This window comes from Kastovskya adunca (assembly GCF_059505785.1).
The window spans coordinates 1-24432 of sequence record NZ_JCACLG010000048.1; the positions used below are offsets into that span (position 1 = coordinate 1).

Below are 24432 nucleotides of genomic sequence, written 5' to 3' on the forward strand. Positions count from 1 at the left end.
AATATTATACCATGAAGCCGTCCTAGTGGTCACTGAGCTGCCTGCCCTGAGCTTGTCGAAGGGTCGAAGTGAAGGACGGGGCTTTAGACCCTATAGTTTTCGGTAAATCACTGCAACTATTTGATTTGCGTTACACCCTACCCGGCATCTTTTATGGAATTAAAAGTTTTGATTTTTGGTGATGTTTGTCACTTTACTAGTTAGCACTAGATCACAAGTCTCTAAAACATCCGAGTTCATAGTAGAGACACCTTATTACTCATCTACTATGTCTGTACAGTGGTTTGCATCCTCGCTGACTATTGAGGAAGTCATTGCTGAAATCTTCCTCTCACGTAAAATTACTCGCGGCGACCAGTATCGGCTGATGTGTGTCTGGCTCTACGATCCATTAGAGGAACAAGAGCGCACCTTGATAGACCGCCTTTTTTACGGGATACGCCATGGCTTACTGCAGATAGTAGATTGAGGCGAATTCCCTGCTTTTATAGCGGGGATATTCTCGCCATATTTTAGGTAAACAGTTTTTGCTGGTCTACATCATTCGTCATGTTTCAGTTAATCTAAGAGAGAGTTTTACTGGATGCTCGTAAACAGAAGCTTTCTGAGAGGAGAACTGCGGTGGATTCGGCGAATCACCAAAAGATTTTAGGCTACTTCATTGAAGAAGCAAAAGAACACCTCGTAACCCTGGAAAAGGGGCTGATGGATTTGCCTACAGTAGTAGCAGATCAAGAAAAGATTAATGAGATGTTTCGGGCTGCTCATTCCGTCAAGGGCGGGGCAGCGATGCTGGGCTTAGGTAGCATTCAAAAAACAGCTCATCGTTTGGAAGACAGTTTCAAAGTTCTCCAAGAACATCGAATTAAAGTTGATAACAAACTGGAGACGTTTTTTCTAGGAGGGTACGATACCCTGAAGGATTTGGTGGAACGCCTGCAAGGACCGTTTGGTTTGCGGGAAGAAGAAGCCGAGGAAACCATGAAGGCGGCAGAGCCAAATTTTGTGCAGTTGCAGGATTATCTCGGCTCTTTGGTAAAAGCCGCTAGTCAGGCACCATCTGCCGCTCCGGCGGCAACGCAAGCACCACCTGCTAATTTTGCCGCGCAGGTAATGGTAATCCTCAAGCCCATGTTGCAGTTGTTTAAGCAAGCAGAAACGCCCAACAGCCGCAAACAGTTACTAGGCTTATGCGATCGCCTAGGGCAACTAGGAGCTAAAATTGATACCTGGCAAACGTTAGTGAAAGCCACTAAGCAAGCGATCGCTAATTCAAAAGTTCCCTTCAACGCTTTGGCACCTGTAGTCATCAAGGAACTAAAAACTGCCAGCGATTTGGTACAAGCCGGAAAAGCCAAGGCAATTGTCCCTAGCCCTACTTTGCAGAAGCTAGCCGCCGCCGCCGCCCCGGCTGCTGCTGCTACCACCAGCACGACTCCCCAACAAGTCACCATTCCCCTAGAGCCAAAAGCCGCCGCCAAAGTTCTGATCAAAGCCTTCAACAAAAAGCAGTTGCTAGAACTTGTCAAGATCCTTGTGCAAGTGGTGCGTTAACTGAGCTTTCGTCAGGAAATACTGTTAGGTAAAGGCGATCGCGCTACTCTAGCAACTGCACCAAACTCACTCAACCGAGGCTTTAAAATAATAATTTTGTCCTGCTGTGTGCAGGCAAACTTTATTTGTCTAGCCCAAAATTAAGATTGCCAGTTCCAATTGTTACCGTTCAATAAATCGCTTCCACCTTTCTGTTAGCTAATATTTTTGCCTTCATTTCCGGATATAACTAGCTAGTATTCAGCAGGAGAAAGAGGTAGTAGAACTCCCAAAAGTTAATTAATGGTAGGAACACAAGCTTTACCTGTGTTCCTACTAATATCGTTTGTCCTTTGACAATTCGGTAGTTTTAGGATTGGCAGTCGCCTTAGTAGAAATTACTTCGACAACTCACTATTAAATTCGTTAATGGGATAGCGTTTTAAATCCGGTGATTCCGAGCGCGGCAACAAGTTAAAGACTTCCCGAAAAACATCATCCACTCTTTCAAACGCCACTAACCCTTGCCGATCAAAAACTACTTCACCTTCTTGATCAATTAAGACCGTTTGAGGCACTAAACCTTTGTAGTAGTAGCCGGGTTCCGTTGGCTCGTAGGAAGATTTTACGGGGATAACATCGATATCAATAGGCAGGAATCTAGCCGCCCGTCCGTAAAATGCCTGTAGCTGGGAAACAGTCAGAGCATGCTTTTTGCAGTCACTACTGTCATCGACATAAAACACCAATAAAGTCGGCTTTTTTTCCTTCAGAGCCTGTGCCAAAGTGACAGGTGGTGGGACTAAAGAGCCGTTGCCAGCATAAAGTACAAAAACATTGCCGTCATAACGGTCATCTTCTAGAGAAGCAAGGGCTGATGGTGTCCCCAGCATTAGGGAAAAACTTGCCAGTGCCACCAGCATCAAGCCGCCAGAAACTAAACGCCGCCAAGGGGGAATAGGGGAAAAGGGATTTTTAAATTTCCCAATGATTTGCTTGACAAAGAAACTCAGAAGGGATGACACACTTGGAAATTGTAATCTAGAAAAATCCATGAAAATTCTGTTGTGGAACTGGTATTTTCTTTAAACAGTCTTTGACACTCCCACTCGCTTTAGCAGTGGGATTCTTGGTTCAGTGACTCGCCGTTAAACGACAGGATTGCTCCAATCGCCCAAGAGGGCAAATCTCCCCAAGCGTAAGTTCCGGCGTGCCCCGCCGTACTGAGTGCTAATTTCAGGATATTGATGGCAGCATTCACGTCCCGATCTTCAATGAACCCGCAATGTGGACAAACATGGGTTCTAGTGGATAGAGACTTTTTCACTTTCTTCCCACAGCTAGAGCAATTTTGGCTCGTATTGTGGGGAGGTACGGCAATAGTAACCTTCCCATATTTAAAGCCAAAGTATTCCAGCCATTGGCGAAATGTTGACCATCCAGCATCGCTGATAGATTTAGCAAGATGCCGATTCTTGACCAGCCCTTTCACATTTAAGTCTTCATAGGCGACCAAATCGTTAGATTGGATGACGGAGTATGCTACTCGCTTGCAATACTCTTTTCGTTGCCTACTTACTCCTAAATGCTTCCGAGCATATCGGTTTCTTGCTTTGTGGTAGTTTTTGGACTGCGGTTTAGCACCCTTGACGAACTTCTGGGATTTGTTTCGGTTCGCTCGATTGAGCTGACGCTCTGACTTTCTGTAGAACTGAGGGCAAGGTATGCAAGAGCCTTCGTTATCAGCAATAAAGAACTTCAGGCCTAAATCCAGTCCTACCATTTTCCCGGTTAGATTGGACTCAATTGTCACCTTCACATCAATGGCAAATTGAGCGTAATATCCATCAGCCCTGCGGACTAATCGAACTCGCTTAATCTGTTTGATGTCATAAAAGTTAAGGTCATAGGTTCCTTTGAGTTTAAGGGTTCCTATGTTTTTCCCATCCCTAAAAGTGATGGCTTTTCGTTTAGACGAAAGCTTCCACCCGCTGGTTTTATACTCAACCGAACGGCAGTTCTTTTTAAATTTCGGGAAACCTTTCTTACCCTTAACCTTTTTCTTACAGTTGTTAAAAAACCGAGCAATAGCGCTCCAAGTTCGTTCAGCCGCCGACTGTCGAGCCATGGAGTTGAGTTCGTTAGCCCAAGGGAATTCTGCTGCAAGTACGGCGCAATATTTATTGAGGTCATATTGGCGCAAATCCTTGTTCTCCATCCAGTAACGCAAGCATTTGTTCTGGATGAATTGGCTAGTGCGAATCGCCTCCTCTATAGCGCGATATTGAGCTTCTTTTCCCTTAACCTTGAACTCGTACACAATCATGGGTTCGACCTAACCACCACAAATCTTATATTGGCACTTCTACATAAGAGCGCTGATGAAGTTTTATGACTTCGTTGCCAGATTTATTGGTCAGCTCCGTACCTACGCTGACCCGCCTTATATCCCACGCTTAAAAGACGTGGGTTTTACGCCGTTTAATAAAGACTACTGATAAACTCAAACTCCAAACTGCTTTATTAGGATATAATTTCCGCCGATGAATCTTGCATCAGGCATTGTTACCCTACCCGGTGCCCTCCAGGAACAGGGGGTTAAGGAGGTAACGCTAGATGTGAGGTGAAGGATGAACGAACTGCAATAAATGCATTCGATGTAGCGGCACTCCCTTCGGGGGAAGCAAGCTACGGTGTAGGGTAAGACGCAAAAAAGAGGAGTGAACTTGCTAAATAAACTGCGCGTCGGTTTGGCAGTCGGAGTGTCAAAAACGGTTACATCCTTGGTGCGTGTGTTGCGTCTGGGGGCAGCAAGTGTGTTACCGGGGCAAATTGCCCGTCGCATTCAGCCTCAGTTGTTGCCGCTATTGTGTCAGCAGGTAAGAAAGGGCGTAATTCTGATTGTGGGCACCAATGGTAAAACAACGACCTCTCTGTTTCTGCGGACAATTTTGACAGGTCAGGGTTACAAGGTAACTCACAATGCCACGGGCGCAAATTTAATCAACGGCTTGGTAAGTGCCCTGCTAGAGGATACTAACCTGATTGGGCAGTTAGACGCGGACTACGCGATTCTGGAGGTGGATGAGAATATTCTGCCCTTGGTGTTGCGACAGGTAGAACCGGGGTTTCCTCCGTTGTTTATTTTGGGGTTAAATTTATTTCGCGATCAATTGGATCGCTATGGCGAAGTGGATACAATTAGCCAGCGGTGGAAACAAGCGATCGCCCCCTTACCCCCAGACACGGTTGTCGTTTTAAATGCCGATGACCCCACCCTCTGCCATCTAGGTCAACAATTACCGCAAAAGGTCTTATTTTTCGGGATGAGCGAACCCGATCGCTACCTTGAGGAAATTCCCCATGCGGTAGACTCTATTTATTGCCCCAGTTGCGGACATTCTCTCGATTATCAGGGTGTCTATCTCTCCCACCTGGGAGACTACAAATGTCCCAACTGTGGCTTTCAAAAATCCCCAGTTACCCTCAATAGCCGCGAGTGGCCGCAAATTCTCATTGGCATTTACAACAAATACAACACCCTGGCGGCGGGGTTAATTGCCCACGAAATCGGGATTAGTACAGAAGCCATCTTTGACGCCATCAAGAACTTCCGGGCTGCCTTCGGACGGGCAGAAGTCTTAGAAGTCGGCGGTAAGCAGGTAAGAATTTTATTATCCAAAAATCCGGTTGGGATGAACGAAACCATCCGCGCGGTGAGCGAACTCCAGCGGGCTGGCGAAACCTCCACAACGTTGATGATTCTCAATGACCGCACCCCAGATGGTACAGATGTCTCCTGGATTTGGGATGTGGATACTGAAAAGTTGGTGGCGGCTGGAGGAACAATTGTAGTCAGTGGCGATCGCGTTTACGATATGGCACTGCGCCTCCGCTACAGCCAGATTGCTCCCAATAATGGCTTCAAACTGATTGTCAAAGAAGATTTGCAAGATGCGATCAACACCGCCTTAGAACACACCCCCCCAGAGGAAACCCTCCACATTTTGCCTACCTACTCCGCCATGCTCGAAGTGCGCGGCTTACTGACTGGACGTAAAATTCTTTAAAACGCCGGGAACGCAGAGCAAGAACATCCTCCGCGTTCCTTTGCGCTTGCCTCAGCGCCCCTGGTGCGTTAAAAACTTATTCCATGTGTTATGAATCCCGAACAACTCGAACTAACAATTGGCTGGCTGTATCCAGGGCTGATGAGCACCTATGGCGATCGCGGTAACGTCATCTGCTTACAGCAACGCGCCCAGTGGCGAGGGTTTAAAGTCAATGTAGTCCCCCTAGATCAACAAGCGACAGTAGCGGACTTACACAAGGTCGATGTCTTAGTCGGCGGTGGCGCACAAGACAGGCAACAAGAAATCGTCATGCGCGACTTGCGTGGGGCAAAGGCAGAAGCCATTCGTGAAAAAATCGAAATGGGGACACCAGGCGTCTTTACCTGCGGCGCACCTCAGTTACTCGGTCACTACTACGAACCTGCCTTAGGGCAACGTATTGAGGGCTTGGGCTTGTTTGATTTTTCTAGCAAGCATCCGGGAATTGATGCCCGCCGCTGTATTGGCAATGTAGTATTTGAGATTACAGCCTCTCGGTTAGCCGCCGACTTAAAAGCGATGCTAGGAAGTGCGCCAATTATAATTGGTTTTGAAAATCATGGCGGACGCACCTATCTCGGAAATGTGGAACCCCTGGGACGGGTAATCCAAGGACTAGGCAACAACGGCGAAGATGGGACAGAAGGGGCATTTTATCGCAACGCGATCGCTACTTACTCCCACGGGCCCTTGCTTCCCAAAAATCCCTTTCTTGCCGACTGGCTGCTCCAAACGGCTCTCAAGGAAAAATACCAGACGCCAGTCGTCCTTACCCCCCTAGAGGATGCCCTGGCAGCCCAAGCTCGGAAAGCGATGTTTAAACGTCTGGCGATCGCCTCTGTGGAGAAAGAACCTCTAAAGTCGGGAAAATCTTAACTCATCCTCCTAGCTCCCTCACCCAATAGCTCAGAACGCGGCAATTTAACAACTCCAGAAATATTGAGCGCAATCTTTGCAATCATTAAAATGATTTGCCACAACGTAAATTCGCAACCAGGGATATGACTGGAAAAATAGAAGATAGCGGTGCTGCTGGTGTTCTCGTTCTCATACTCCCCATCGCGTTTGTAATAGTGATCCTCCTCAAGGCATGGCCTTTCGTACTAGCATTGCTCGTACTCGGTCTTGCCCTCAGAATTTGGCAACACTATCAATGGAAGCAGTGGAGCCAACAAGTAAACCCCTACTTCAATCAACTGATCAAAGAGAATCAGGGGTGTGTGACTTTCCTTGACTTGTCGATCAAGGCAAACATCTCTGGCCCCTCTGCACAGCGTTACCTGAACAAAAAAGCTGAAGAATTTGGTGCCCAGCGTCGAGTGCTTGAAGACAAAGGCACAGTCTATTACTTCCTCACCGCTAGCGCTCTCGGTAGCATCTTTGATGACAGTGAGCCGCTGGAATGGGAGAGTGATTTCGAGAGTCAAGAGTCTGCCCAACTAATGACTGCCGTGGAAGACTCAGAGCCAAGTGCGCCCAAGGCTCCAGAAGAGCTAGAGGCGATCGCGGCTAATGAACCCATCCCTCCAGCTACTCAAGCCACAAGTGAGGAGGAACCAGAAGCCTCTGCCACCGCATTAGAAACTGAGGAGGAACTAGAAGCCTCTGCCACCGCATTAGAAACCAAGGAGGAACCAGAAGCCTCCGCCACCGCATTAGAAACCGAGGAGGAACCCGAAGCCTCCGCCACCGCATTAGAAACCAAGGAGGAACCAGAAGCCTCCGCCGCCCCATTAGAAACCGAGGAGGAACCAGAAGAAGAGGAAAATAAAACCCCCGCCAAGAGCGAGGAAGAAGAAGACTTCTGGACAGATAGCTCTGAAAAAAACTCGGACAATTCTGAGTTGCTGATCCAAGCAGAACTGGCTAAACGGCTCGACGTTCATTCCAGCACTGTTGGGAAACGCAAATCTGACCCCGACTTTGCAGAGTGGAGCCAGAGTCGAGATCCAGAAGGCATTGCTTGGGAATACTCCCCGGATACTAAAGAGTTTATGCCGATAGACCTAGAGAAGGAAAAAACTGACACCGATAGCTAGCACAACAACTCCTGCTTGAGTGAAATCTTTCTAAAGACTGATTGATAAAAGCAAACAAGTAGATAATGTTGACCATTCGACTGTTTTTTCTTTCTTCAAGAGATTGCCAGAAGTTTATTTACTTGCCCCAGATGATTGGTTAGGAATTGGTTTCCGGCTGATAATGGCGTTACTAGTTGGAGCAATTATCGGCGCAGAACGGGAAATTAAAGCAAAACCTGCTGGGTTAAGAACCCATATGCTTGTGAGCTTTGGTTCTGCTCTCTTTGTGCTTATCCCCATTCTGATTGGTGTGGCTGACGATAGCGCTGATGCCCTCCCGCGAGTAATTCAAGGTGTCACTGCTGGGATTGGTTTTCTGGGGGCGGGAGAAATTTTACGGGAATCTCAGCCTGAGTCTGGAGGAATTCGGATTCGCGGGCTCACTTCTGCCGCTGCTATTTGGATTTCCTCCGCCTTAGGCGTGGCTGCGGGCTGTGGATTATGGCAACTGAGCTTAATTAGTGCTGCGCTAACTCTAGTTGTACTGAGAGTCTTTAAAAAACTAGAGCCTTAGTTGCTGAGGAACTTTGACTAAGGGCTTGGGGCGATCGCCTCAAGCCCTTGTTTTTTATTGCAGCCAATTAGCGCTCCTCATCAGCTGATAGGCACTGATTTAGCGTCAGTAGCAAGTTCCGTTCTACAGAAGCTGCTCTTTGCGCTTTACACTTCCTTCAAAAAAGAATACATAAACTTCACATAAACTTTACGAAAAAAGCTACGCCTATTTACGGAAATTAGTTAAATTCAGTTTAAATTGAAGTTAATAAAAAATTAAAACTTGTTTCGAGTGTGTCCGAAATGAGCAAAATTCAGGCTTTTAAAAAATTTTAGCCTCAGTTCTTTGACCAACGTGAAGGATAAAAAACTGCACCTCTCCCCCTATGTGAGGTTGCATCGTCCTGACCAATTGGGCATCGCCAAACGTTCAGAAAAAGTTGCCATCAGCAGTTTTCTGGCGGCAGTTCCTGCTCTTAACTCAATTTAGAAAAGTAATCAATCACCGTGGATTCCATCATCTCCTGCTCTCCAAGACGAATCGTTCGCTTTCTAAGCTTTGTAGGGCTAGGGCTGATCCTTGCTAGCGTAATTGGGCAGCTTTCCAAATATCTTTGGAAACTTGAGTTCTCCTGGTTGGACTCTTACTTTCAGCTATTTAACCTTGATGGGGAAAAAAACATCCCATCTTTCTACTCAACTGCTGCCTTACTGTTCTGCTCTATCCTACTGGCAACAATTGCGTTAATTAAAAAAATCAATCAAGACCGTTATTTCTTCCACTGGGGAGCATTGGCAACAATATTCCTATTCTTGTCTGCCGATGAGTGGCTCAGTTTGCACGAAAAAATGGGAAAACTGTTAGGTTCCAAGATTAATGCCAGTGGCATATTTCATTATGCGTGGGTAATCCCAGGAGCTATATTGGTTTTCATCGTGGCCTTGGCTTATCTCAAATTTCTTACTCATTTGCCTAGAAAAACCCGACGATTATTCTTGACGGCTGCCAGTCTTTTTGTGAGTGGTGCAATTGGGATGGAATTAGCGGCTGGGTACTACGTGACTAATCACACTAGTTGGAGCCGGATGATCTGGATGGCTCTGACGACGGCTGAAGAAGCTTTAGAATTTGCGGGGGTGATTCTCTTCATTTACGCCCTCTTGTCTTACATGAGTGTTCAAATCCAAGAAGTGCGAATTCGGATTGGTGATAGAGAGACATTGCTACCAACTCCAGAGAAAGTAAAGAGTCTATCGAGCCGGGTGTGATACGCTATCTGCGGTATAAGCCAGAGGAGTGAGTCATGGCAAAGTTGCGGGTAGGGTTGCTATTCGGTGGCTGTTCTGGAGAACACGAAGTATCAATTAGTTCTGCACGGGCGATCGCTAATGCCCTAACAACAGCCCAAAATGTCAATAAGTACGAATTGCTGCCCTTTTATATTCAAAAAGACGGGCATTGGCTCGCGGGGGAAGTACCTCAACAAGTTTTGCAACAGGGAACAACGCCTTTATTAGAGGCAGAGACAACACCGGATCAATCCTCAATTGCCAGTCCGCAGAACCTCAATTCCCAAGCTCTCAGCCGTTGGCAGTTTCCCTCTCAAGTTGCCGAAATTGATGTTTGGTTCCCCATCCTGCACGGGCCCAACGGGGAAGATGGCACGATTCAGGGACTCCTCAAACTCATGCAGGTTCCCTTTGTGGGTTCAGGCGTCTTGGGTTCTGCTTTGGGAATGGACAAGATTGCCATGAAAATGGCGTTTGCCCAAGCTGGACTACCCCAGGTGAAGTATGTCGCCGTCAACCGTTCTCAAGTTTGGTCGAGTCCCTGTGAGTTTCCCCAACTCTGCGACCAGATAGAGACAGCCTTGGGATACCCCTGCTTTGTCAAACCTGCTAACTTGGGTTCCTCTGTCGGCATTGCCAAAGTGCTCCAGCGCAGTGAATTAGAAGCCGCACTAGATAATGCCGCCAGCTACGACCGACGCATAATTGTCGAAGCTGGCGTTGTTTCACGGGAAGTTGAATGTGCCGTCTTGGGGAATGACCACCCCAAAGCTTCTGTAGTCGGACAAATTACGTTTGAGAGTGACTTTTATGACTACGAAACGAAATATACCCAGGGACAAGCCGATTTAATCATTCCTGCGCCCCTGCCAACGGATGTCACCTCAAAAATTCAGCAAATGGCGATTCAGGCATTCCAGGCAGTGGATGCCGCCGGATTGGCGCGGGTAGATTTCTTCTACGTTGAAAGCACTGGGGAAATCTTAATCAATGAAATTAATACGTTCCCTGGATTCACGGCTACCAGTATGTATCCCCGGCTTTGGGCAGCAACAGGTGTACCTTTTCCAGAATTAGTAGATCGACTAATTGAGTTAGCCCTAGAACGCCATCAGTGAAGTGTGAAGTGTAAAGGATGAAGGATGAAGGGGGAGCAGGGGAGCAGGGGAGCAGGGGAGCAGGGGAGATGAGGCGATGAGGCGATGAGGAAAACTGATAACCTACTTCATACTTCATACTTCACACTTCACCCTTCATACTTCAACCAAATTACCTGTGCCTGAGAGGAACGTTCTAGTCTACTCTGGGTTTTGTATCTGTTTGTAAATTTTTGGGAGAGTAACTTGGAACGGACATTTGTCATGGTCAAGCCCGATGGCGTACAGCGCAACCTTGTGGGCGAAGTGATTCGGCGTCTGGAGGCAAAAGGCTTTACCTTGGTAGGACTAAAGCTGATGAATGTACCACGGGAACTTGCAGAACATCACTATGACGTGCATAAAGAAAGACCCTTTTTTGCAGGTTTAGTTGAGTTCATCACTTCTGCACCTGTGGTTGCCACTGTCTGGGAAGGTGACGGGGTTGTTGCCGCTGCCAGAAAAATTATTGGTGCTACCAACCCGCTCACTGCTGAACTGGGGACAATTCGCGGTGACTACGGCATCAGTATTGGTCGCAACCTAATCCACGGTTCCGATGCGACTGAAACTGCCCAACGAGAAATTAGCCTCTGGTTCAAGGAAGAAGAACTGGTGAACTGGCAGCCGACCATAACACCTTGGCTGTATGAATAAAGGTTAAAGACTAAAAGGGAAAAGCAAAAACATTTTCCCTTTCCTTTCTCCTGTGGCTTAGTCCCGAATTCTTATCGAGTCTCGCTGACTTCTTCTGCGGATTGAACCTCGGCGGCTAGATCGGATTTTTCCACTGTCGGGTCAAGTTTAGCTTCCATGGCGGCGGCTTCCGCTGGCTCAACGGTGTTGCGTTTGGAAAATCCCCAGACTAAGACCAACGCGATCGCACTAATCATTAACCATTCAGGTGGTACGAGTTCTGGCTTCAAGGCTCTAATCAGAAGCCGGAAGCCGACAAATGCCACAGTGAGGTATCCTGCATCTTCCAGATGGCTATACTCTTTGAGCCAGCGGATAAACAAGCCTGCCATGAAGCGCAGGGTAATTACGCCAATTGTTCCCCCGGCAATCACCAGCCAGGTTTGATCTGAAATGGCGATCGCGGTGGTGACGCTATCTAGAGAGAAGGCTAAATCGGTAACAGCAATTAAAGGGATTGCCTGCCAAAGGTTCTCAAACCGGGGCCCATGATGTTTGTCATCATCGCTGTCATCAGAGGTGAAGTACTGAAAGACCAACCAGAGCAGATATAAAGCTCCGAGCAGCTCAAACTGCCAGAATTGAACTATCCAGGTTGCCGTCAAAATTAAGGTAATTCGTAAAACGTAAGCGGCAACTAACCCAAAATTGAGGGCGCGACGCTGCAATTTTTCATCTTCTAATCCGGCGGCGATCGCGGCTAAAGCGATCGCGTTATCTGCTGATAACACGGCCTCCATCACTACCAAGATCAGCAGAATGACTGGGGCTTCAATGCCAATATCGAAGGGCGAATGGAGGATGGGGTCAAGATCAAACATTAATGCGGATAAAAAAATTGCAATTTGCACCAAATAAACAGGCGCACGTTCACAAACTGGGCAAAATAATGCCTTCCTTTACCAAGCTTAACCTCTCGTCAAGGAATTCTGTCAAAAATCACCCCAAAGGCAACAATGCCCATAGGGAATGCTGCCTTGCCAGCGATTAATATTGCATCTTGTAACAAAATATTTTGTAAAGGGTCATTAATAGCGCAAATTAAGTGGTAATTACTGCTGTAATCAAATCAAGAGGAATACTAATAATGTCTCTATCAGATACCCAAATTTTTGTCGCCTTGGTAGTCGCCCTCATTCCTGGTGTACTCGCCGTTCGGCTGGCAACGGAGCTATCCAAGTAAGGTATAGTTGCCTCGAAAGCGCTAATTTCAGCCGTTGCCAGTCAAAAGTTCCGGTAATTGCGGTAAAGAGCTGTAAATTATCTGATAACATCGACTTGCGGCTGCTGGAATTGGTGCTTTGTACCTTGTATCTCAATGCGAACAGAAGACAAAGCAGTAACAAATCCGGTGTGTATTTTGTTTGTTTAGACAGGGCTTTAAAAGCGAGCGAGCCGCGCTAGCTAACCGTGCAGTACTGTGAGCACCATGAACGCATTTCAACCCTCCCCACCGCCTCAGCAACCTATAGCCCCTCGTCGCCGGGTTTCTCAATCGGCTAGGCGTCAACAGCAACGTCACCCTTACCGGGCAATGGGATGTGAAATGCTACTCAAGTTAGTTGCCAATGGTGTGATTTCAGCCGCAGCGATCGCGGCTCTTGCCCAACTCTTGCCTTATCACCTATCTCAGCAATCCAAATTACGAGAAGTCAGAGCGGAAGCTAGGCAAACCGAAAAGCGCGTCACCGACTTGCGTACCAACTTCAGCCGCTACTTTGACCCTCAGCAAGCCAAAAGCGTGATGCAAGAGCAAAGCTATCGCCGAGACCCTACACAACGTCAGGTCGTTTGGCAAGACCAGGATATTAGAGATAGTCGTTAGTCCTTGTCCCGAATTCAGAGCTGATTGCCAGGATTTTAATATACCAATCCCCAATCCTGAGTTCACGCCGTCGCTGGGCTGAGGAGTTGGTTCATCCAATTGCTTATTTTTTGACGCAAACCTATACCCGCAGTCGTTTCGGGCAATTGATCGTAGGCGCGTTGATAGTCAGCGATCGCGCAGTTCCAATCGCCCCGTAAATGATAAGTGCGACCCCGTTCTGCATAGACATGGCATTCTAAGCCACCCAAGAGCAATGCTAAATCTAAGTTTTCCAGTGCTAAATCGTAAAGCCCCATCTCGCGAAAAGTAATAGCTTGATTAATCCAGCTACGTACATTACCAGGATTGAGATTCAGCGCGACCTCATAATCAGCAAGAGCTTCAGCAATACACCCTTGAGAGATGTAGCAGTTGGCGCGATTATTATAGGTGCTGTCAAAGTTGGGGTCAATTTGTAAGGCTTGATTGTAGTCCTCTAGGGCAAGAGCCTGTTGACCGCTTTGGAAGTAAATCAGTCCTCGATTGTTGTAGTTAGCGGCGCTAGGATTGCGCTCCACCAGTTGAGTAAGTAACGCGATCGCGCTCTTATAATCCCCTTGTTGGGCTTTATGGCGTGCAGTCGAGCGCAGGTGCTTTTCAGAACCTTTCTGACTGGCTGCTGCTAACGATGTAACTTTGCGGGACATAGGTACCCACGTTCTGTTTTGGTCATGCCAGTTTGTATAAGTACGAGCATCCATATCTTTACCTGTGACCTTTCTATCTATAACTAGCTTATCGGCTTACTTCTATTCCTTGATCGTTGTTTGTGTCAGTTATTGAGGCGTCTCGTTACCCAGGAACCGCTCCCAAAATTCCGACAATCTGCTAGTAACTACAACACCAAATAAACGCTTTCCATAAATTACTCAAACCTGGCTCTTTTAGGTTTGAATACCATCAAAGTGCTATAGGTAAGCCGGAGAGATATTCTCTGCCTATAGGTACAGCAGAGCCAGCTATCTTTCCTCTGTCTAATGATAAAAACAGGGGGGATTGGAGATTAGCGATTAGAGATAGGGACGTGAAGGAGCAAAGATGAAGCAGGAAACTAATCTATAGACACCGACGATCAGCCATAAGCCCTTACTTCCTTGTGTTGCAATCACTGAGTTGCTCTTACCTGACCTGAATAGATGCTGATAGAATGCAAGCGAGCCTATTAATTGACTTGTTTTCAATTGTTAAGGGAAATTTCTTTATGACAACTGCACCAACATTTGCGAATGCGCCTGATGTCTCGGCAGACAGCTACTTAGTTATTGGTTTAGCAACCTGCTTTATCAAAGAAGATGGCGAAGTGCATCAAGTCAAAGTCATCGAACCTATTCCGTCTGCTGCCTTAGAAGCAATTTTGAAAGGAATTCCTACTTCTTATCAGCTAGCTAGTGCAACGACACTCAGCGAAGTGCTAGTTGATGAAACTCCTCAAAAGTTGCCTGAATTTGGTGAAGATACACAATTTTGTGATGAATTTGCCCTTCGTGCCTTCTCTGCCGCTCGCACCTACAAGAGCCGTCTAGAAGCTCAAGCCCATATCCCCTTAGGTACAAGCCGTAAGGACTTTAACTACTCTACAGAGCGGAAGCGGGTTTTGAATAGCGTTCGTCTGATCACGACAGAAGACAACATCAAGCAGCACTCTCACACTCACAAAGTTCTGTAACCTGGGATTCGGTATGTTAAAGCTTTACGGTGGAGCAAGAAGTCGGGCGTCAATTGTTCAGTGGTATTTAGAAGAACTAGGTATTCCCTACGAATTCATTTTGCTGGATATGCAGACAGGCGAACATCGGCAGCCAGAGTTTCTGGCGATTAATCCGATGGGAAAGGTGCCAGCAATTGTGGATGGAGATTTTCAACTTTGGGAGTCAGGGGCAATTCTGCTTTACCTGGCAGAAAAACAGGGTCAGATGCCGGACAGCCTTGAGCAGCGTTCAAAAATGACGCAGTGGGTTCTCTTTGCTAATGCCACGCTTGGCCCAGGGGTGTTTGTAGAAGCGAGTCGGGAGCGGGAAATTCCCAAGTTGATGACCCCACTGAATGAGGTTTTGTCACAGCAACCGTTTCTGATGGGAGAACAACTAAGCGTTGTCGATGTGGCAGTCGGCTCAATGCTGGCATACATCCCAATGCTGCTGAAGCTTGACTTGAGTGAGTATCCAGCTATTGTGGACTACATCAAGCGGCTTTCAGAACGACCAGCCTTTAAAAAGGCGATGGCAGGGCGGGATTAGGGGTGCAGGGGTGCAGGGGTGCAGGGGTGCAGAGGTGCAGGGGTGCAGGGGTGCGAGGGAGAGAAAAATCGATGACGATTAGCCATTACTCCAATCGCCTATTTCATCCTTCACCCTTCATACTTCATCCTTCACCCTTCATCCTTCACCCTTCACCCTTCATCCTTCATCCTTCATACTTCATCCTTCACCTCTGCTACCGATACTCCTCATCACCCCATCAGCTTATTCAGCTTGACTCTGTGGCAATAAAAAAGGCACCCATAGGTGCCTGGTGCAATCTTTATCTTCTGAAGACTTAAATTTAGCGGAACCCCACAGCCGCTTGCCAAACGAATGCCAATAGTAAGAAGAACACAGGGATGACCGGGAGGACGTCTACTAAGGGATCAAAGATAGCGTAAGCTTCCGGCAGTTTCGCGAGTAGCAGTGCAGCTTCCATATCTCAATAAATTTTTCCAACACAATTTTCACTATCTGAGAGATTTTAACATAACTTCTCTTACGAGGAGCTAGGAACGGAAACATCCAGCCACTGGGCAAATTCTGTGGTAAAGCGATCGCTCAAAATTGCTGCTCGGATTTTTTGTGTAAAGCCTATCAGTTCTGTGACGTTATGCAGCGAGAGTAAGGTGTACCCCAAAGATTCCCGCGCTCGGATCAAATGGCTCAAGTACGCCCGACTGAAGGTTTGACAGGTATAGCAAGGGCAACTCTCATCTAGGGAGGTAAAATCTTCCCGAAAGCGGGCATTTTTCAAATTCCAGCGTTCGCCCTGTACCAACGCCGCTCCATGACGCCCTAAGCGAGTGGGAATCACGCAGTCAAACAAATCTACACCCGCCGCGATCGCCTGTACCATTTCCCGGTAAGTTCCCACGCCCATCAAGTAACGGGGTTTATTTAAGGGTAGATGGGGCGCAGTTGCCCGCACTATCTCGTGGATCAATTCTGGTGGTTCTCCGACACTGACACCCCCAATCGCATATCCCGGCAAATCTAACTCCACCAACGACTTTGCCGCAGCTTGTCGCAAATCGAGATAAACACCCCCCTGAACAATTCCAAACAACGCTTGCTCTTTGGGGCGTCTATGAGCTTCTACACAGCGCTTTAGCCAGCGGTAGGTTCGTTCGGTAGCTGCCTCCACTGCGGCACGCTCTGCTGGATAGGGAGGACACTCATCAAACGCCATAATTACATCGGCACCCAAGGCGTTTTGAATCTCAATTGAGCGTTCTGGTGTCAAATTGATCATCCGCCCATCTCTGGGAGAGCGAAAAATCACACCCTCTTCACTAATTGTTCGCAGCTGACTCAAACTAAATACCTGGAAGCCACCGGAATCCGTAAGCATCGGGCCTTGCCAGCCCATAAACTGGTGTAATCCCCCAGCTCCCTGGACAATGCTTTCTCCGGGTTGCAGGTGTAGGTGGTAGGTATTTGCCAACACCATCTGTGCACCAGCTGCCGCCAAGTGTTCTGGTGTAAGGGTTTTGACCGTTGCCAATGTCCCCACTGGCATAAACCTTGGGGTTTCTACAAGACCATGGGGCGTCACAAAGACACCAGCCCGTGCTGCTGTCTGGCTACAAGACGCCTGACACTGAAAAGAAAAGTCGATTGTTGATTGCTCCTAATACGCCAGAAACAGAGCTAATTGCTCCAACCTATCATCCTAGCTCACACACTCTCTGCTTTGACTAGCTCTAGAAACCGCAGTCACTATCGTCGTCAATTTGCACATCCCATTTAGCGCTTAATACCTGCGTCACCATGGCTTCGAGAGCATCCGCATTCAATCGATGAGTAACTTGCTCTTGCAGAGGATTGGACAAGGGAATGAGCCGCAGTTGGCGATTGTCTTGAATTAAATCGAAGTAGGTTTCTTGTTCAGGAGACTGGGCGAGATGGAGGTAATCAAAGCTCAGGATATTGAGATAAAGCGCATGGTTAGCAATGATGGTAGACCGCTGCACGTCGGTAAATACTTCCATGACGCACCCTTCTCCCTCACTATGTAGCTTGCCTTCAATGGAGTGGATGTAGCGAACGCGACCTAGATCGGACAACAGGTGTCCTATGTCTTGTTTGTTAACAATGATACCCGTGTCGATGATACAGGGAGATGGGAGATGGTGGGGAGGTTGGTGATGACTCATGGGTAAAGCCTATGGATGCAAATTGGGGCTTATATTGCCATGCAACGGGCAAATAGAACAGTAGGGTCTGACCCTACACGCTAAAGCCTTGCGATCGCATGTTAGCTGATGCGACGGTCAGAATTAAGAGCGAACTATCAAGCACCTCTTATTCCGATCAATGCACAACCTTACTAAACAAGTACTTGTCGGACTTCCCGTGGGATACAAGTAACTTGCTGCTAGTTATAACAGTAGGGCATGAGACAATACTAGCCCAAGTTTCTTTAGCGGAGGCTAGAACTATTCACAGAATTTCCACGGGCTGGTCTCCATGAAGTTGTTTACCTACCGACAGATTACGCAGTGGGGACAGAAGGCTTGGTACTCTTGGTGGAGTGCAGTAGCCTTTTATACCTGTTTACCCGTACCGGAAAGCTGGGCGCTGGAGTTTCAACGAATTGCTCGTTTAGCTCCTCTAGTGGGCTTACTCATTGGAGCCTTGCTAGGGCTTGTAGACCGTGTTTTATATCAATTCGATATACCTATCTTAACTCGTTCGGCTGTGGTTGTCATGAGCTGGGTGGCGATTACAGGAGGGTTGCACCTAGATGGTGCGATGGATACAGCCGATGGTTTGGCGGTGCAAGACCCCAAGCGGCGTTTGGCAGTGATGACAGATAGCGCCACGGGGGCTTTTGGGGCAATGGCAGGGGTTGCCATTCTCCTCCTCAAAACGACAGCCCTGACTGACCTGGGGAATTCCCGTATTTTTGTAATCATGGCAGCCGCCGGATGGGGACGCTGGGGGCAGGTTGTGGCGATCGCCTGTTATCCTTACCTCAAACCCACAGGCAAAGGAGCCTTTCATAAGCAAGGTATCAAGACGCCTCAAGACATCTTGTTAGGGCTATTCCTGTTACTTGGCGGCGGTGGAGTCGGGTTACTACTGGGTATTGACACTCACCTGTTTGCCTTGACAGCTTTGGGAGGAAGTGCGATCGCCCTTTTAACAGGTGCCTGGTTTCACCGATGCTTAGGCGGTCATACTGGCGATACCTACGGAGCGATCGTCGAATGGACAGAAGCCCTATTACTTTGCCTGCTGACTAGCCTTTCAACTCACTGAACTGGCTTCAGGCGCGTCACCTTTAAAGTAAATTTGCCGCCCCCTGTTTCCCCAAAAGCTCGCACCCGAATGATGTACTGCCCAGATTCAGTAATCCGGGAAAACAGCAGGGAATTGGTTGTTCCATCTGGCCCATCGTCATTTTCTGCCACGGTAGAACCATCTGCTGCGATTAGCTTAACGATGCTATCAAACTGTTCTGACACCAAATCAATGGCGACTTGGTCACCTGCCTCTAGGTTAGTGATATAGTCGCGAGAAAATCCTCCCTCACCTGTGGGAATATCGTTTTCCGACAAAGTATCGGAAATTTCATTGCCCTGAGGAACCGGAATTGGGTTGTACAGGCGATTCTGCGCTCTTGCTGTTGCCGTCGTTAAGCCTAGCAGCAACACAGTTGCAGGAACGAACAAAGCATAGCTAAACCGAGCGGCAAAAGCGTTAGTCATATAAAACTCGTTATCTATCTAAGCAAAGCAAGAACCGCTCAATTATAAGCTGTGTAGAGGCTGTGAGTTCTGAGTCCTGAGTCCTGAGTAGGGAAGAAAGGATGAAGTATGAAGGGTGAAGGATGAAATTATTAGGCGATTGGTGTAATGGCTAGTTATCGTCAATTTTTCTCTCCCCTGCTCCTCTGCTCCTCTGCACCCCTGCACCCCTGCACCCCTGCACCCCTGCACCCCTGCACCCCTGCACCCCTGCTCCCCTGCACCCCTGCACCCCTGCACCCCTGCACCCCTGCTCCCTTTTGGAATCCTAACGAGCGGTAAGGAACTCGAAGCGATAGGAGTTACATTCTTGGTACGGAAAACCCGACTCGCAATTTTTAGGAAAATTTATTAAATATTTGTTAAATAAATGGTGACGACAAGATCACAAACTGGTCGTAGGTTATACGGCGTATTTAGCAAATTCAACTTCATATCTTTGATTTTTCAGCTCTAAAGCCTGCTCCAGCAGGACGAGCAGCAAGGCGTTACCTAATTCATCAAGCTGCTGACAAAACAATATCTCCACCTGTTTTGCAGGTAATTTGACCGTCTCCATTGCATTCAAACGCTAAGAGGGAAAGGTTTTATGAAAATTGCTCAGGTTTCGCCGTTATGGGAACGGGTACCTCCACCGGGTTATGGCGGAATTGAACTTGTTGTTGGGCATCTAACTGATGAATTAGTCCGTCGCGGTCACGAAGTGACTTTATTTGCATCGGGTGACTCGCAAACCTTAGCCAAGCTGGAACCAGTGTCTCCCCGTGCACTACGCCTTGATCCTGCGATCAAAGAACCTGCGGTTTACGAGATGCTGGAACTTAGCCGGGTTTGCGAACAAGCTGCAGAATTTGATGTGATTCATTTTCATATGGGTTTTGCTGCCCTTCCTTGTACTCAGCTACTGAAGACCCCAATCATTCACACGTTGCACGGTAACTTTACACCGGATAACCGCAAGCTTTTTATCCAGTACAAGAACCAGTCTTACATCAGCATTAGCAACGCTCAACGCCAGCTAGAGCCGCGCCTGAACTATGTCAGTACGGTCTACAACGGTATTGAACCCCAAGATTACCCGTTCCAGGCGCAACCTCAAGGTTTACCGTACTTGGCATTTTTAGGGCGGATATCGCCAGAAAAGGGGCCAATGCACGCGATCGCGATCGCCAAACAAACAGGTTGGCGGTTAAAAATGGCAGGTAAGATTGATCCCGTCGATCGGGAATTCTTTGAGCAGGAAATTGCTCCCCACATCGATGGAAAGCAAATCCAGTATTTGGGCGAGTTAACGCACACAGAGAAAGCCGAGCTTTTAGGAAATGCCTCGGTAACGCTATTCCCGATTACCTGGCAAGAACCCTTTGGGCTGGTGATGATCGAGTCAATGTGTACCGGAACGCCCGTTCTGGGCATGGGTTTGGGTTCAGTACCAGAGGTGCTCGCGGGTGGCAAAACGGGTTTTGTCTGCCATACCCTTGAGGAAATGATTGCTGCGATTCCGGCGGCTGTGGAACTCGATCGCCAAGCCTGTCGGGATCATGTGGTGCAAAACTTTAGCATTACTCGGATGGTAGACGGCTACGAAGCGGCTTACCAAAAAGTGATAGAAGAGTTGGTATCTGGAAACGGACACCTGCAAACTCTATTCTGACTCCCTAAGGATTTTTAACTCAAAAAAAAGCGGGTATCTATCAACTATGCTGATAGATACCCAATAGCTGGGCATCAAGTTTGCCAGATGCCGCACACAACACACTCAATCCTTACGCTGGGGATAATCCAATATTCGCCTGATTAAAGAGAATCAGCGTCCGCCTCTGGACTGACTTTAAGCCACCTGAGATTTCGCTAGCCTTCATCAATTTGATGACTGCTGCTGGCTATCTTTGGACTGGCCATCTTCCTCGTCCTCATTTTCATCTTTCGGCGATCTAAACCGCCGATTTCTAGAGAAGCGCCCCGTATTTTTGCGTTTGCGAAATTTACGAGCGTAGGCTTGATTCCGTTGCGCCTTTTCCTTCTTTAGATTGCGGCGCTTTGCCATGTTGACCTCATGAAATAACAATGATGCCTCACAAACCTAATTCATAAATTAGGTCAGCTCGGCTTGTCTATCTTAGCAGTGTTACTAGTCTACGCTTAAGCAACCTGCAAAAAGATGTCTGAGTTAAGTAGCCAAACTCCAGATATATTTCCCACCCCTGGTGTTACGAATAAATATCTGGAGCGTCTTTGACGACTCCCGCCGCTAAACCCTTGGGGTTCTAGCGGGGGATTCTTAAGAGATTTTAACTCTTAAAGGCTGCGCCAAAACAGCCACTACTCTCTCCAGGTTAAACCCATCGAGGCTACATTTTCTCCCAATATTAGCAGCGCCATTCGCATCAGCCGAAACCAAATGTCCACTACGACTACGATACAAACCCCGTTTAATCCGTTTCCCAGAAAATTTATAGTCTTGCGGGTTGTCAGGGTTGTAGGTAGGAATACCATCTCCGTCCAAAAAACTTGCCTTACTCGTGTAAGACTCTTCTTGTTCGAGATAAGTCAAGCCATACCTTTGGCACAAAGCCTTGAGTTTATTTCTCAAGCTCCAATGCGGAATTTGGACAAAGTTTTGATTGTTTCTGCTGCCAATGTTAATCTCTTGCTTCATCCCAGGATTAACACCGACAATCAAGGTTCCGACTTTATGCTTAACACACCAATCAATAATATATCGAGCGGTTTTGTTGAGGTAGTCCCGAAGGCGATTGTTGCGGTTAATTGTAAGCCTAGCTTGACGTTCTGTAGTTCCCTTAATTCCCTGCAAGTCTTTGATACTTTGCAACCGTGCGTTTTCCTTGTTGAACCACTGGTTAAAAGATTTAAGTGGTTTGCCATCCATAATAAAGGATGCCCCAGTAGTGCTAACACAACTAGCAAGGTTGTCAAGTCCCAAGTCAATTGCAAGTTGATTCTTCGGATCTACAGGTTGTGGTTCTGGTTCTGCCTCAACAATATATTCGACTTCAAAGAATCGCGCTTTGTATCTAGGCAGAATACGAACCTGTTTCAATTTCTTCCCCACCAATCGAGAAGGAAACGGGATTCGCACAGAACCAAACTCTTTCCTAAACTCGTTAGACATGGGAATTTCAAAGAAACCGTCCTTGACCTTGATTCGTGGCATTATCAAAGGGAAATAACTGTCTTTGGGCAAATATCCAGGCAACCGGATTTGCTCAAAACGATACAACCCATGCTTTGCTGTTTTAATCAAGTTAAAGAAAGAACGGAAAGAACGATCCACTACCTTCAGCGTTTGCTGTGCAATATCGGTATTAAGATGCCTGTAGTTCTCGTTACTCTTGCAGTGATGGTAGTTCGACTCGTAACGCAAGTATCGGGATTCTGCGAAAAAGAACTGACGAACCGAGTAAAGCCCTACATTATAGAGGTTTTTACTCAAGTGGCACAGTTCTCTCAACGCCAAAAACTCTTGCTTGCTCAAGTCTCGAATTTGGCACTTTTGAGTTAAGTACATCGGTCTACTTTCGCTATAAAAGTATCTTACCGCGAAACTTATGTGTAAACAGAGAGCCTGCCCCCCGTTTCCTCTCCCGCTAAACCCCCTCGGGGTTATAGGCGGGAGTCTCCACTGGGGAAGAAGATGATATCAGTCGATAAGTATACACTTAGTGAAACCGTATCTCCTTTATCCATGCGTCGTTCGTGGCAATTTGTACAGACAGTGTTGGGAATAATCTTCCGCCATCCGATTACCGGCACTACCATTATTCCCTTGTTACCAGATGGTCGAATTGTGATGATTCGGCGGCGCGATACCGGTCAGTGGGGTTTGCCTGGTGGTATTGTCAACTGGGGTGAAGACCTAGCGACATCGGCGCAGCGGGAATTGGAGGAAGAGACGGGACTCCAGTTGCTCAAAATTAGACGTTTAGTGGGCGTGTATTCTGCTCCTGACCGCGATCCGAGAATTCATTCCATTTCTGTTTTAGTAGAAGCAGATGTGGAGGGAACCATGAAACCCCAAGATACGTTAGAGGTTCTTGAGGTGCAGGCATTTGAACGCGATCGCTTACCCTTAGGCAACCTTTGTCACGATCACGACCGACAACTGAACGACTACTTTAGTGGTTCAACGACGCTGGCTTAAACTCAGAAGCGATCGCAATTTCCAGCTTTCATTCTTTAATCTTGCTCAAATCTTCTTAAAATCTGGATGGATCTCCCCTTACGCAATTCCCGCATCAAACTGTCTCAAGGACAAATTTTCTGGCGTGAAATCGGTCAAGGTGCCGTTATTGTATTTCTGCATGGTTCCTGGAGTGAGAGCAGCCAGTGGCTACCCGTCATTGAGCAGTTGAATCAAAATTATCACTGCTTTGCTCCGGACTTGCTGGGATTTGGGGAATCAGAGCAAGCGAATACCCACTACTCGATTGAGTTAGAAGTTGAGTGTCTGGCTGAGTACCTAGAGGCGTTGCAGTTAGACTCTATATATTTAGTCGGTCACTCTTTAGGTGGCTGGATTGCTGCTAGCTACGCCCTGAAATATGCCGAGCAGGTGCGGGGGTTGATTTTGCTGTCACCAGAAGGCGTGCAGGTAGAAGGGCACAAAAGACCCAAGCTGGGAGGGCGAAAATCTCTGACTTATTGGCTGTTGCGATCGCTTTATCCCCTTGCCAAACTTTTTAGACTACACAAACCCATTCAACGAGCGCTCTCCAGACGCCAGCAACGACAGCCATCGCCCATTGCTTCCCAGTTGCTGTTTAAACGACGACCAGCAGAAATTACGGCTGAATTGTGTACCGAACACCTCCAAACCTTGAAAATCCCGACATTAATTTTGCAAGGTGAGCAGGATACAGCCTTCGCGATCGCCCAAAGTCAAACCTACGGCGAACTAACTCCTGATGCTCGGTTGCTGACAATTCCCCAAATTGGCAATGATTTACCCGCAGCACAACCTAAACTTGTTGCTACACATATTCACAATTTTATTGAAGAGACACGGGTGTTTTTGAGTCCTGAGTCCTGAGTCGGGGAGAAAGTATGAAGTATGAAGGGTGAAGTATGAAGTATGAAATAGGCGATTGGAGTAATGGCTAATCGTCGTCAATTTTTCTCTCCCCTGCACCCCCGCTCCCCTGCACCCCCGCTCCCCTGCCTCACAGGTGTAGGTTTTTTACAATCAAGCGGAGTTGAAGAAAGTCAC

At 47.5% G+C, this 24432-nt stretch carries 29 protein-coding genes; 18 read left to right on the plus strand and 11 right to left on the minus strand.

Annotation, left to right across the window (positions count from 1 at the left end):
* The first annotated feature begins 268 nt into the window (after nucleotides 1-268).
* Both AC5JR3_RS18745 and AC5JR3_RS18750 read left to right on the plus strand, forming a co-directional pair.
* Nucleotides 269-469, plus strand: a complete 201-nt coding sequence (locus AC5JR3_RS18745) for a hypothetical protein (protein WP_495848081.1) — start codon at nucleotides 269-271, stop codon at nucleotides 467-469.
* A gap of 152 nt (nucleotides 470-621) precedes the next feature.
* On the plus strand, nucleotides 622-1554 hold the full coding sequence (locus AC5JR3_RS18750; protein WP_495848082.1) for an Hpt domain-containing protein: 933 nt from the start codon (nucleotides 622-624) through the stop codon (nucleotides 1552-1554).
* A gap of 377 nt (nucleotides 1555-1931) precedes the next feature.
* On the opposite strand, the gene AC5JR3_RS18755 is transcribed toward AC5JR3_RS18750, so the two are convergent.
* Complete coding sequence (locus AC5JR3_RS18755; RefSeq protein WP_495848107.1) at nucleotides 1932-2456, minus strand: thylakoid membrane photosystem I accumulation factor; 525 nt, start codon at nucleotides 2454-2456, stop codon at nucleotides 1932-1934.
* 191 nt (nucleotides 2457-2647) lie between these two features.
* Nucleotides 2648-3859, minus strand: a complete 1212-nt coding sequence (locus AC5JR3_RS18760; protein WP_495848083.1) for an RNA-guided endonuclease InsQ/TnpB family protein — start codon at nucleotides 3857-3859, stop codon at nucleotides 2648-2650.
* 394 nt (nucleotides 3860-4253) lie between these two features.
* Between AC5JR3_RS18760 and AC5JR3_RS18765 the strand changes: the two genes are divergently transcribed.
* From AC5JR3_RS18765 to ndk, 8 genes are all read left to right on the plus strand, one after another.
* Entirely contained in the window at nucleotides 4254-5603 is a 1350-nt protein-coding gene (locus AC5JR3_RS18765) for a MurT ligase domain-containing protein (protein ID WP_495848084.1), read from the plus strand.
* A 90-nt stretch (nucleotides 5604-5693) separates the two neighbouring features.
* Entirely contained in the window at nucleotides 5694-6521 is an 828-nt protein-coding gene (locus AC5JR3_RS18770) for a type 1 glutamine amidotransferase (protein WP_495848085.1), read from the plus strand.
* A 125-nt stretch (nucleotides 6522-6646) separates the two neighbouring features.
* Entirely contained in the window at nucleotides 6647-7684 is a 1038-nt protein-coding gene (locus tag AC5JR3_RS18775) for a hypothetical protein (protein ID WP_495848086.1), read from the plus strand.
* Nucleotides 7685-7787: 103 nt separating this feature from the next.
* Nucleotides 7788-8240, plus strand: coding sequence for an MgtC/SapB family protein (locus tag AC5JR3_RS18780; protein ID WP_495848087.1), 453 nt, complete (start codon nucleotides 7788-7790; stop codon nucleotides 8238-8240).
* A gap of 327 nt (nucleotides 8241-8567) precedes the next feature.
* On the plus strand, nucleotides 8568-8711 hold the full coding sequence (locus AC5JR3_RS18785; RefSeq protein ID WP_495848088.1) for a hypothetical protein: 144 nt from the start codon (nucleotides 8568-8570) through the stop codon (nucleotides 8709-8711).
* Between the two features lie 146 nt (nucleotides 8712-8857).
* Nucleotides 8858-9490 (plus strand): DUF8692 domain-containing protein, encoded by a 633-nt coding sequence (locus tag AC5JR3_RS18790; protein WP_495848089.1) that lies wholly within the window; start codon nucleotides 8858-8860, stop codon nucleotides 9488-9490.
* 35 nt (nucleotides 9491-9525) lie between these two features.
* Nucleotides 9526-10629 (plus strand): D-alanine--D-alanine ligase family protein, encoded by a 1104-nt coding sequence (locus AC5JR3_RS18795; protein ID WP_495848090.1) that lies wholly within the window; start codon nucleotides 9526-9528, stop codon nucleotides 10627-10629.
* 225 nt (nucleotides 10630-10854) lie between these two features.
* Nucleotides 10855-11304, plus strand: a complete 450-nt coding sequence (gene ndk / locus AC5JR3_RS18800) for a nucleoside-diphosphate kinase (protein WP_495848091.1) — start codon at nucleotides 10855-10857, stop codon at nucleotides 11302-11304.
* A 71-nt stretch (nucleotides 11305-11375) separates the two neighbouring features.
* Here ndk and AC5JR3_RS18805 read toward each other — a convergent pair whose 3' ends face one another.
* On the minus strand, nucleotides 11376-12164 hold the full coding sequence (locus AC5JR3_RS18805; protein ID WP_495848092.1) for a TerC family protein: 789 nt from the start codon (nucleotides 12162-12164) through the stop codon (nucleotides 11376-11378).
* Between the two features lie 266 nt (nucleotides 12165-12430).
* On the opposite strand from AC5JR3_RS18805, the gene psaM reads away from it, so the two are divergent.
* Complete coding sequence (gene psaM / locus AC5JR3_RS18810; protein WP_495848093.1) at nucleotides 12431-12526, plus strand: photosystem I reaction center subunit XII; 96 nt, start codon at nucleotides 12431-12433, stop codon at nucleotides 12524-12526.
* 246 nt (nucleotides 12527-12772) lie between these two features.
* Nucleotides 12773-13168 (plus strand): slr1601 family putative cell division protein, encoded by a 396-nt coding sequence (locus AC5JR3_RS18815; RefSeq protein ID WP_495848094.1) that lies wholly within the window; start codon nucleotides 12773-12775, stop codon nucleotides 13166-13168.
* A 62-nt stretch (nucleotides 13169-13230) separates the two neighbouring features.
* On the opposite strand, the gene AC5JR3_RS18820 is transcribed toward AC5JR3_RS18815, so the two are convergent.
* Nucleotides 13231-13857, minus strand: a complete 627-nt coding sequence (locus AC5JR3_RS18820) for a tetratricopeptide repeat protein (RefSeq protein ID WP_495848095.1) — start codon at nucleotides 13855-13857, stop codon at nucleotides 13231-13233.
* A gap of 554 nt (nucleotides 13858-14411) precedes the next feature.
* Here AC5JR3_RS18820 and AC5JR3_RS18825 point away from each other — a divergent pair.
* Both AC5JR3_RS18825 and AC5JR3_RS18830 read left to right on the plus strand, forming a co-directional pair.
* Nucleotides 14412-14876, plus strand: a complete 465-nt coding sequence (locus AC5JR3_RS18825; protein WP_495848096.1) for a hypothetical protein — start codon at nucleotides 14412-14414, stop codon at nucleotides 14874-14876.
* A gap of 13 nt (nucleotides 14877-14889) precedes the next feature.
* Nucleotides 14890-15447 carry a glutathione S-transferase family protein gene (locus AC5JR3_RS18830; RefSeq protein ID WP_495848097.1) on the plus strand — a complete coding sequence of 186 codons (558 nt, stop codon included), beginning with the start codon at nucleotides 14890-14892 and terminating at the stop codon, nucleotides 15445-15447.
* A gap of 304 nt (nucleotides 15448-15751) precedes the next feature.
* Here AC5JR3_RS18830 and AC5JR3_RS18835 read toward each other — a convergent pair whose 3' ends face one another.
* The 3 genes from AC5JR3_RS18835 to AC5JR3_RS18845 form a co-directional block, all read right to left on the minus strand.
* A complete protein-coding gene (locus tag AC5JR3_RS18835; RefSeq protein ID WP_036531950.1) occupies nucleotides 15752-15889 on the minus strand; it encodes a photosystem II reaction center protein K in 138 nt (45 codons plus the stop codon).
* Between the two features lie 60 nt (nucleotides 15890-15949).
* The gene (gene tgt / locus AC5JR3_RS18840) at nucleotides 15950-17071 is read right to left on the minus strand and encodes a tRNA guanosine(34) transglycosylase Tgt (protein WP_495848108.1); all 1122 of its coding nucleotides are present in this window, start codon (nucleotides 17069-17071) and stop codon (nucleotides 15950-15952) included.
* A gap of 85 nt (nucleotides 17072-17156) precedes the next feature.
* Nucleotides 17157-17609, minus strand: a complete 453-nt coding sequence (locus AC5JR3_RS18845) for a hypothetical protein (protein WP_495848098.1) — start codon at nucleotides 17607-17609, stop codon at nucleotides 17157-17159.
* Nucleotides 17610-17922: 313 nt separating this feature from the next.
* On the opposite strand from AC5JR3_RS18845, the gene cobS reads away from it, so the two are divergent.
* A complete protein-coding gene (gene cobS / locus AC5JR3_RS18850; protein ID WP_495848099.1) occupies nucleotides 17923-18717 on the plus strand; it encodes an adenosylcobinamide-GDP ribazoletransferase in 795 nt (264 codons plus the stop codon).
* On the opposite strand, the gene AC5JR3_RS18855 is transcribed toward cobS, so the two are convergent.
* Together AC5JR3_RS18855 and AC5JR3_RS18860 are read right to left on the minus strand one after the other, a co-directional pair.
* Nucleotides 18711-19166, minus strand: coding sequence for a PPC domain-containing protein (locus tag AC5JR3_RS18855; protein ID WP_495848100.1), 456 nt, complete (start codon nucleotides 19164-19166; stop codon nucleotides 18711-18713). The two genes, cobS and AC5JR3_RS18855, sit on opposite strands and share 7 nt — an antisense overlap.
* 442 nt (nucleotides 19167-19608) lie before the next feature.
* Entirely contained in the window at nucleotides 19609-19764 is a 156-nt protein-coding gene (locus AC5JR3_RS18860; RefSeq protein WP_495848101.1) for a hypothetical protein, read from the minus strand.
* A 30-nt stretch (nucleotides 19765-19794) separates the two neighbouring features.
* On the opposite strand from AC5JR3_RS18860, the gene AC5JR3_RS18865 reads away from it, so the two are divergent.
* The gene (locus AC5JR3_RS18865; RefSeq protein WP_495848102.1) at nucleotides 19795-20859 is read left to right on the plus strand and encodes a glycosyltransferase family 4 protein; all 1065 of its coding nucleotides are present in this window, start codon (nucleotides 19795-19797) and stop codon (nucleotides 20857-20859) included.
* Between the two features lie 207 nt (nucleotides 20860-21066).
* On the opposite strand, the gene AC5JR3_RS18870 is transcribed toward AC5JR3_RS18865, so the two are convergent.
* Both AC5JR3_RS18870 and AC5JR3_RS18875 read right to left on the minus strand, forming a co-directional pair.
* Nucleotides 21067-21252, minus strand: a complete 186-nt coding sequence (locus tag AC5JR3_RS18870) for a hypothetical protein (RefSeq protein WP_495848103.1) — start codon at nucleotides 21250-21252, stop codon at nucleotides 21067-21069.
* Between the two features lie 234 nt (nucleotides 21253-21486).
* Nucleotides 21487-22734 carry an RNA-guided endonuclease InsQ/TnpB family protein gene (locus AC5JR3_RS18875; RefSeq protein WP_495848104.1) on the minus strand — a complete coding sequence of 416 codons (1248 nt, stop codon included), beginning with the start codon at nucleotides 22732-22734 and terminating at the stop codon, nucleotides 21487-21489.
* 177 nt (nucleotides 22735-22911) lie between these two features.
* On the opposite strand from AC5JR3_RS18875, the gene AC5JR3_RS18880 reads away from it, so the two are divergent.
* Entirely contained in the window at nucleotides 22912-23367 is a 456-nt protein-coding gene (locus AC5JR3_RS18880) for an NUDIX domain-containing protein (protein WP_495848105.1), read from the plus strand.
* Nucleotides 23368-23433: 66 nt separating this feature from the next.
* Nucleotides 23434-24255 carry an alpha/beta fold hydrolase gene (locus tag AC5JR3_RS18885; RefSeq protein WP_495848106.1) on the plus strand — a complete coding sequence of 274 codons (822 nt, stop codon included), beginning with the start codon at nucleotides 23434-23436 and terminating at the stop codon, nucleotides 24253-24255.
* The last annotated feature ends 177 nt before the right edge of the window (nucleotides 24256-24432 follow it).

Coding starts and splice junctions, on each gene's coding strand:
- AC5JR3_RS18745 (WP_495848081.1), top strand. CDS start 269: ATGTCTGTACAGTGGTTTGCATCCTCGCTGACTATTGAGGAAGTCATT.
- AC5JR3_RS18755 (WP_495848107.1), bottom strand. CDS start 2,456: ATGCTGGTGGCACTGGCAAGTTTTTCCCTAATGCTGGGGACACCATCA.
- AC5JR3_RS18760 (WP_495848083.1), bottom strand. CDS start 3,859: ATGATTGTGTACGAGTTCAAGGTTAAGGGAAAAGAAGCTCAATATCGC.
- AC5JR3_RS18770 (WP_495848085.1), top strand. CDS start 5,694: ATGAATCCCGAACAACTCGAACTAACAATTGGCTGGCTGTATCCAGGG.
- AC5JR3_RS18775 (WP_495848086.1), top strand. CDS start 6,647: ATGACTGGAAAAATAGAAGATAGCGGTGCTGCTGGTGTTCTCGTTCTC.
- AC5JR3_RS18795 (WP_495848090.1), top strand. CDS start 9,526: ATGGCAAAGTTGCGGGTAGGGTTGCTATTCGGTGGCTGTTCTGGAGAA.
- AC5JR3_RS18805 (WP_495848092.1), bottom strand. CDS start 12,164: ATGTTTGATCTTGACCCCATCCTCCATTCGCCCTTCGATATTGGCATT.
- psaM (WP_495848093.1), top strand. CDS start 12,431: ATGTCTCTATCAGATACCCAAATTTTTGTCGCCTTGGTAGTCGCCCTC.
- AC5JR3_RS18815 (WP_495848094.1), top strand. CDS start 12,773: ATGAACGCATTTCAACCCTCCCCACCGCCTCAGCAACCTATAGCCCCT.
- AC5JR3_RS18820 (WP_495848095.1), bottom strand. CDS start 13,857: ATGTCCCGCAAAGTTACATCGTTAGCAGCAGCCAGTCAGAAAGGTTCT.
- AC5JR3_RS18825 (WP_495848096.1), top strand. CDS start 14,412: ATGACAACTGCACCAACATTTGCGAATGCGCCTGATGTCTCGGCAGAC.
- AC5JR3_RS18830 (WP_495848097.1), top strand. CDS start 14,890: ATGTTAAAGCTTTACGGTGGAGCAAGAAGTCGGGCGTCAATTGTTCAG.
- AC5JR3_RS18835 (WP_036531950.1), bottom strand. CDS start 15,889: ATGGAAGCTGCACTGCTACTCGCGAAACTGCCGGAAGCTTACGCTATC.
- AC5JR3_RS18845 (WP_495848098.1), bottom strand. CDS start 17,609: ATGAGTCATCACCAACCTCCCCACCATCTCCCATCTCCCTGTATCATC.
- cobS (WP_495848099.1), top strand. CDS start 17,923: ATGAAGTTGTTTACCTACCGACAGATTACGCAGTGGGGACAGAAGGCT.
- AC5JR3_RS18855 (WP_495848100.1), bottom strand. CDS start 19,166: ATGACTAACGCTTTTGCCGCTCGGTTTAGCTATGCTTTGTTCGTTCCT.
- AC5JR3_RS18860 (WP_495848101.1), bottom strand. CDS start 19,764: ATGGAGACGGTCAAATTACCTGCAAAACAGGTGGAGATATTGTTTTGT.
- AC5JR3_RS18865 (WP_495848102.1), top strand. CDS start 19,795: ATGAAAATTGCTCAGGTTTCGCCGTTATGGGAACGGGTACCTCCACCG.
- AC5JR3_RS18870 (WP_495848103.1), bottom strand. CDS start 21,252: ATGGCAAAGCGCCGCAATCTAAAGAAGGAAAAGGCGCAACGGAATCAA.
- AC5JR3_RS18875 (WP_495848104.1), bottom strand. CDS start 22,734: ATGTACTTAACTCAAAAGTGCCAAATTCGAGACTTGAGCAAGCAAGAG.
- AC5JR3_RS18880 (WP_495848105.1), top strand. CDS start 22,912: ATGCGTCGTTCGTGGCAATTTGTACAGACAGTGTTGGGAATAATCTTC.
- AC5JR3_RS18885 (WP_495848106.1), top strand. CDS start 23,434: ATGGATCTCCCCTTACGCAATTCCCGCATCAAACTGTCTCAAGGACAA.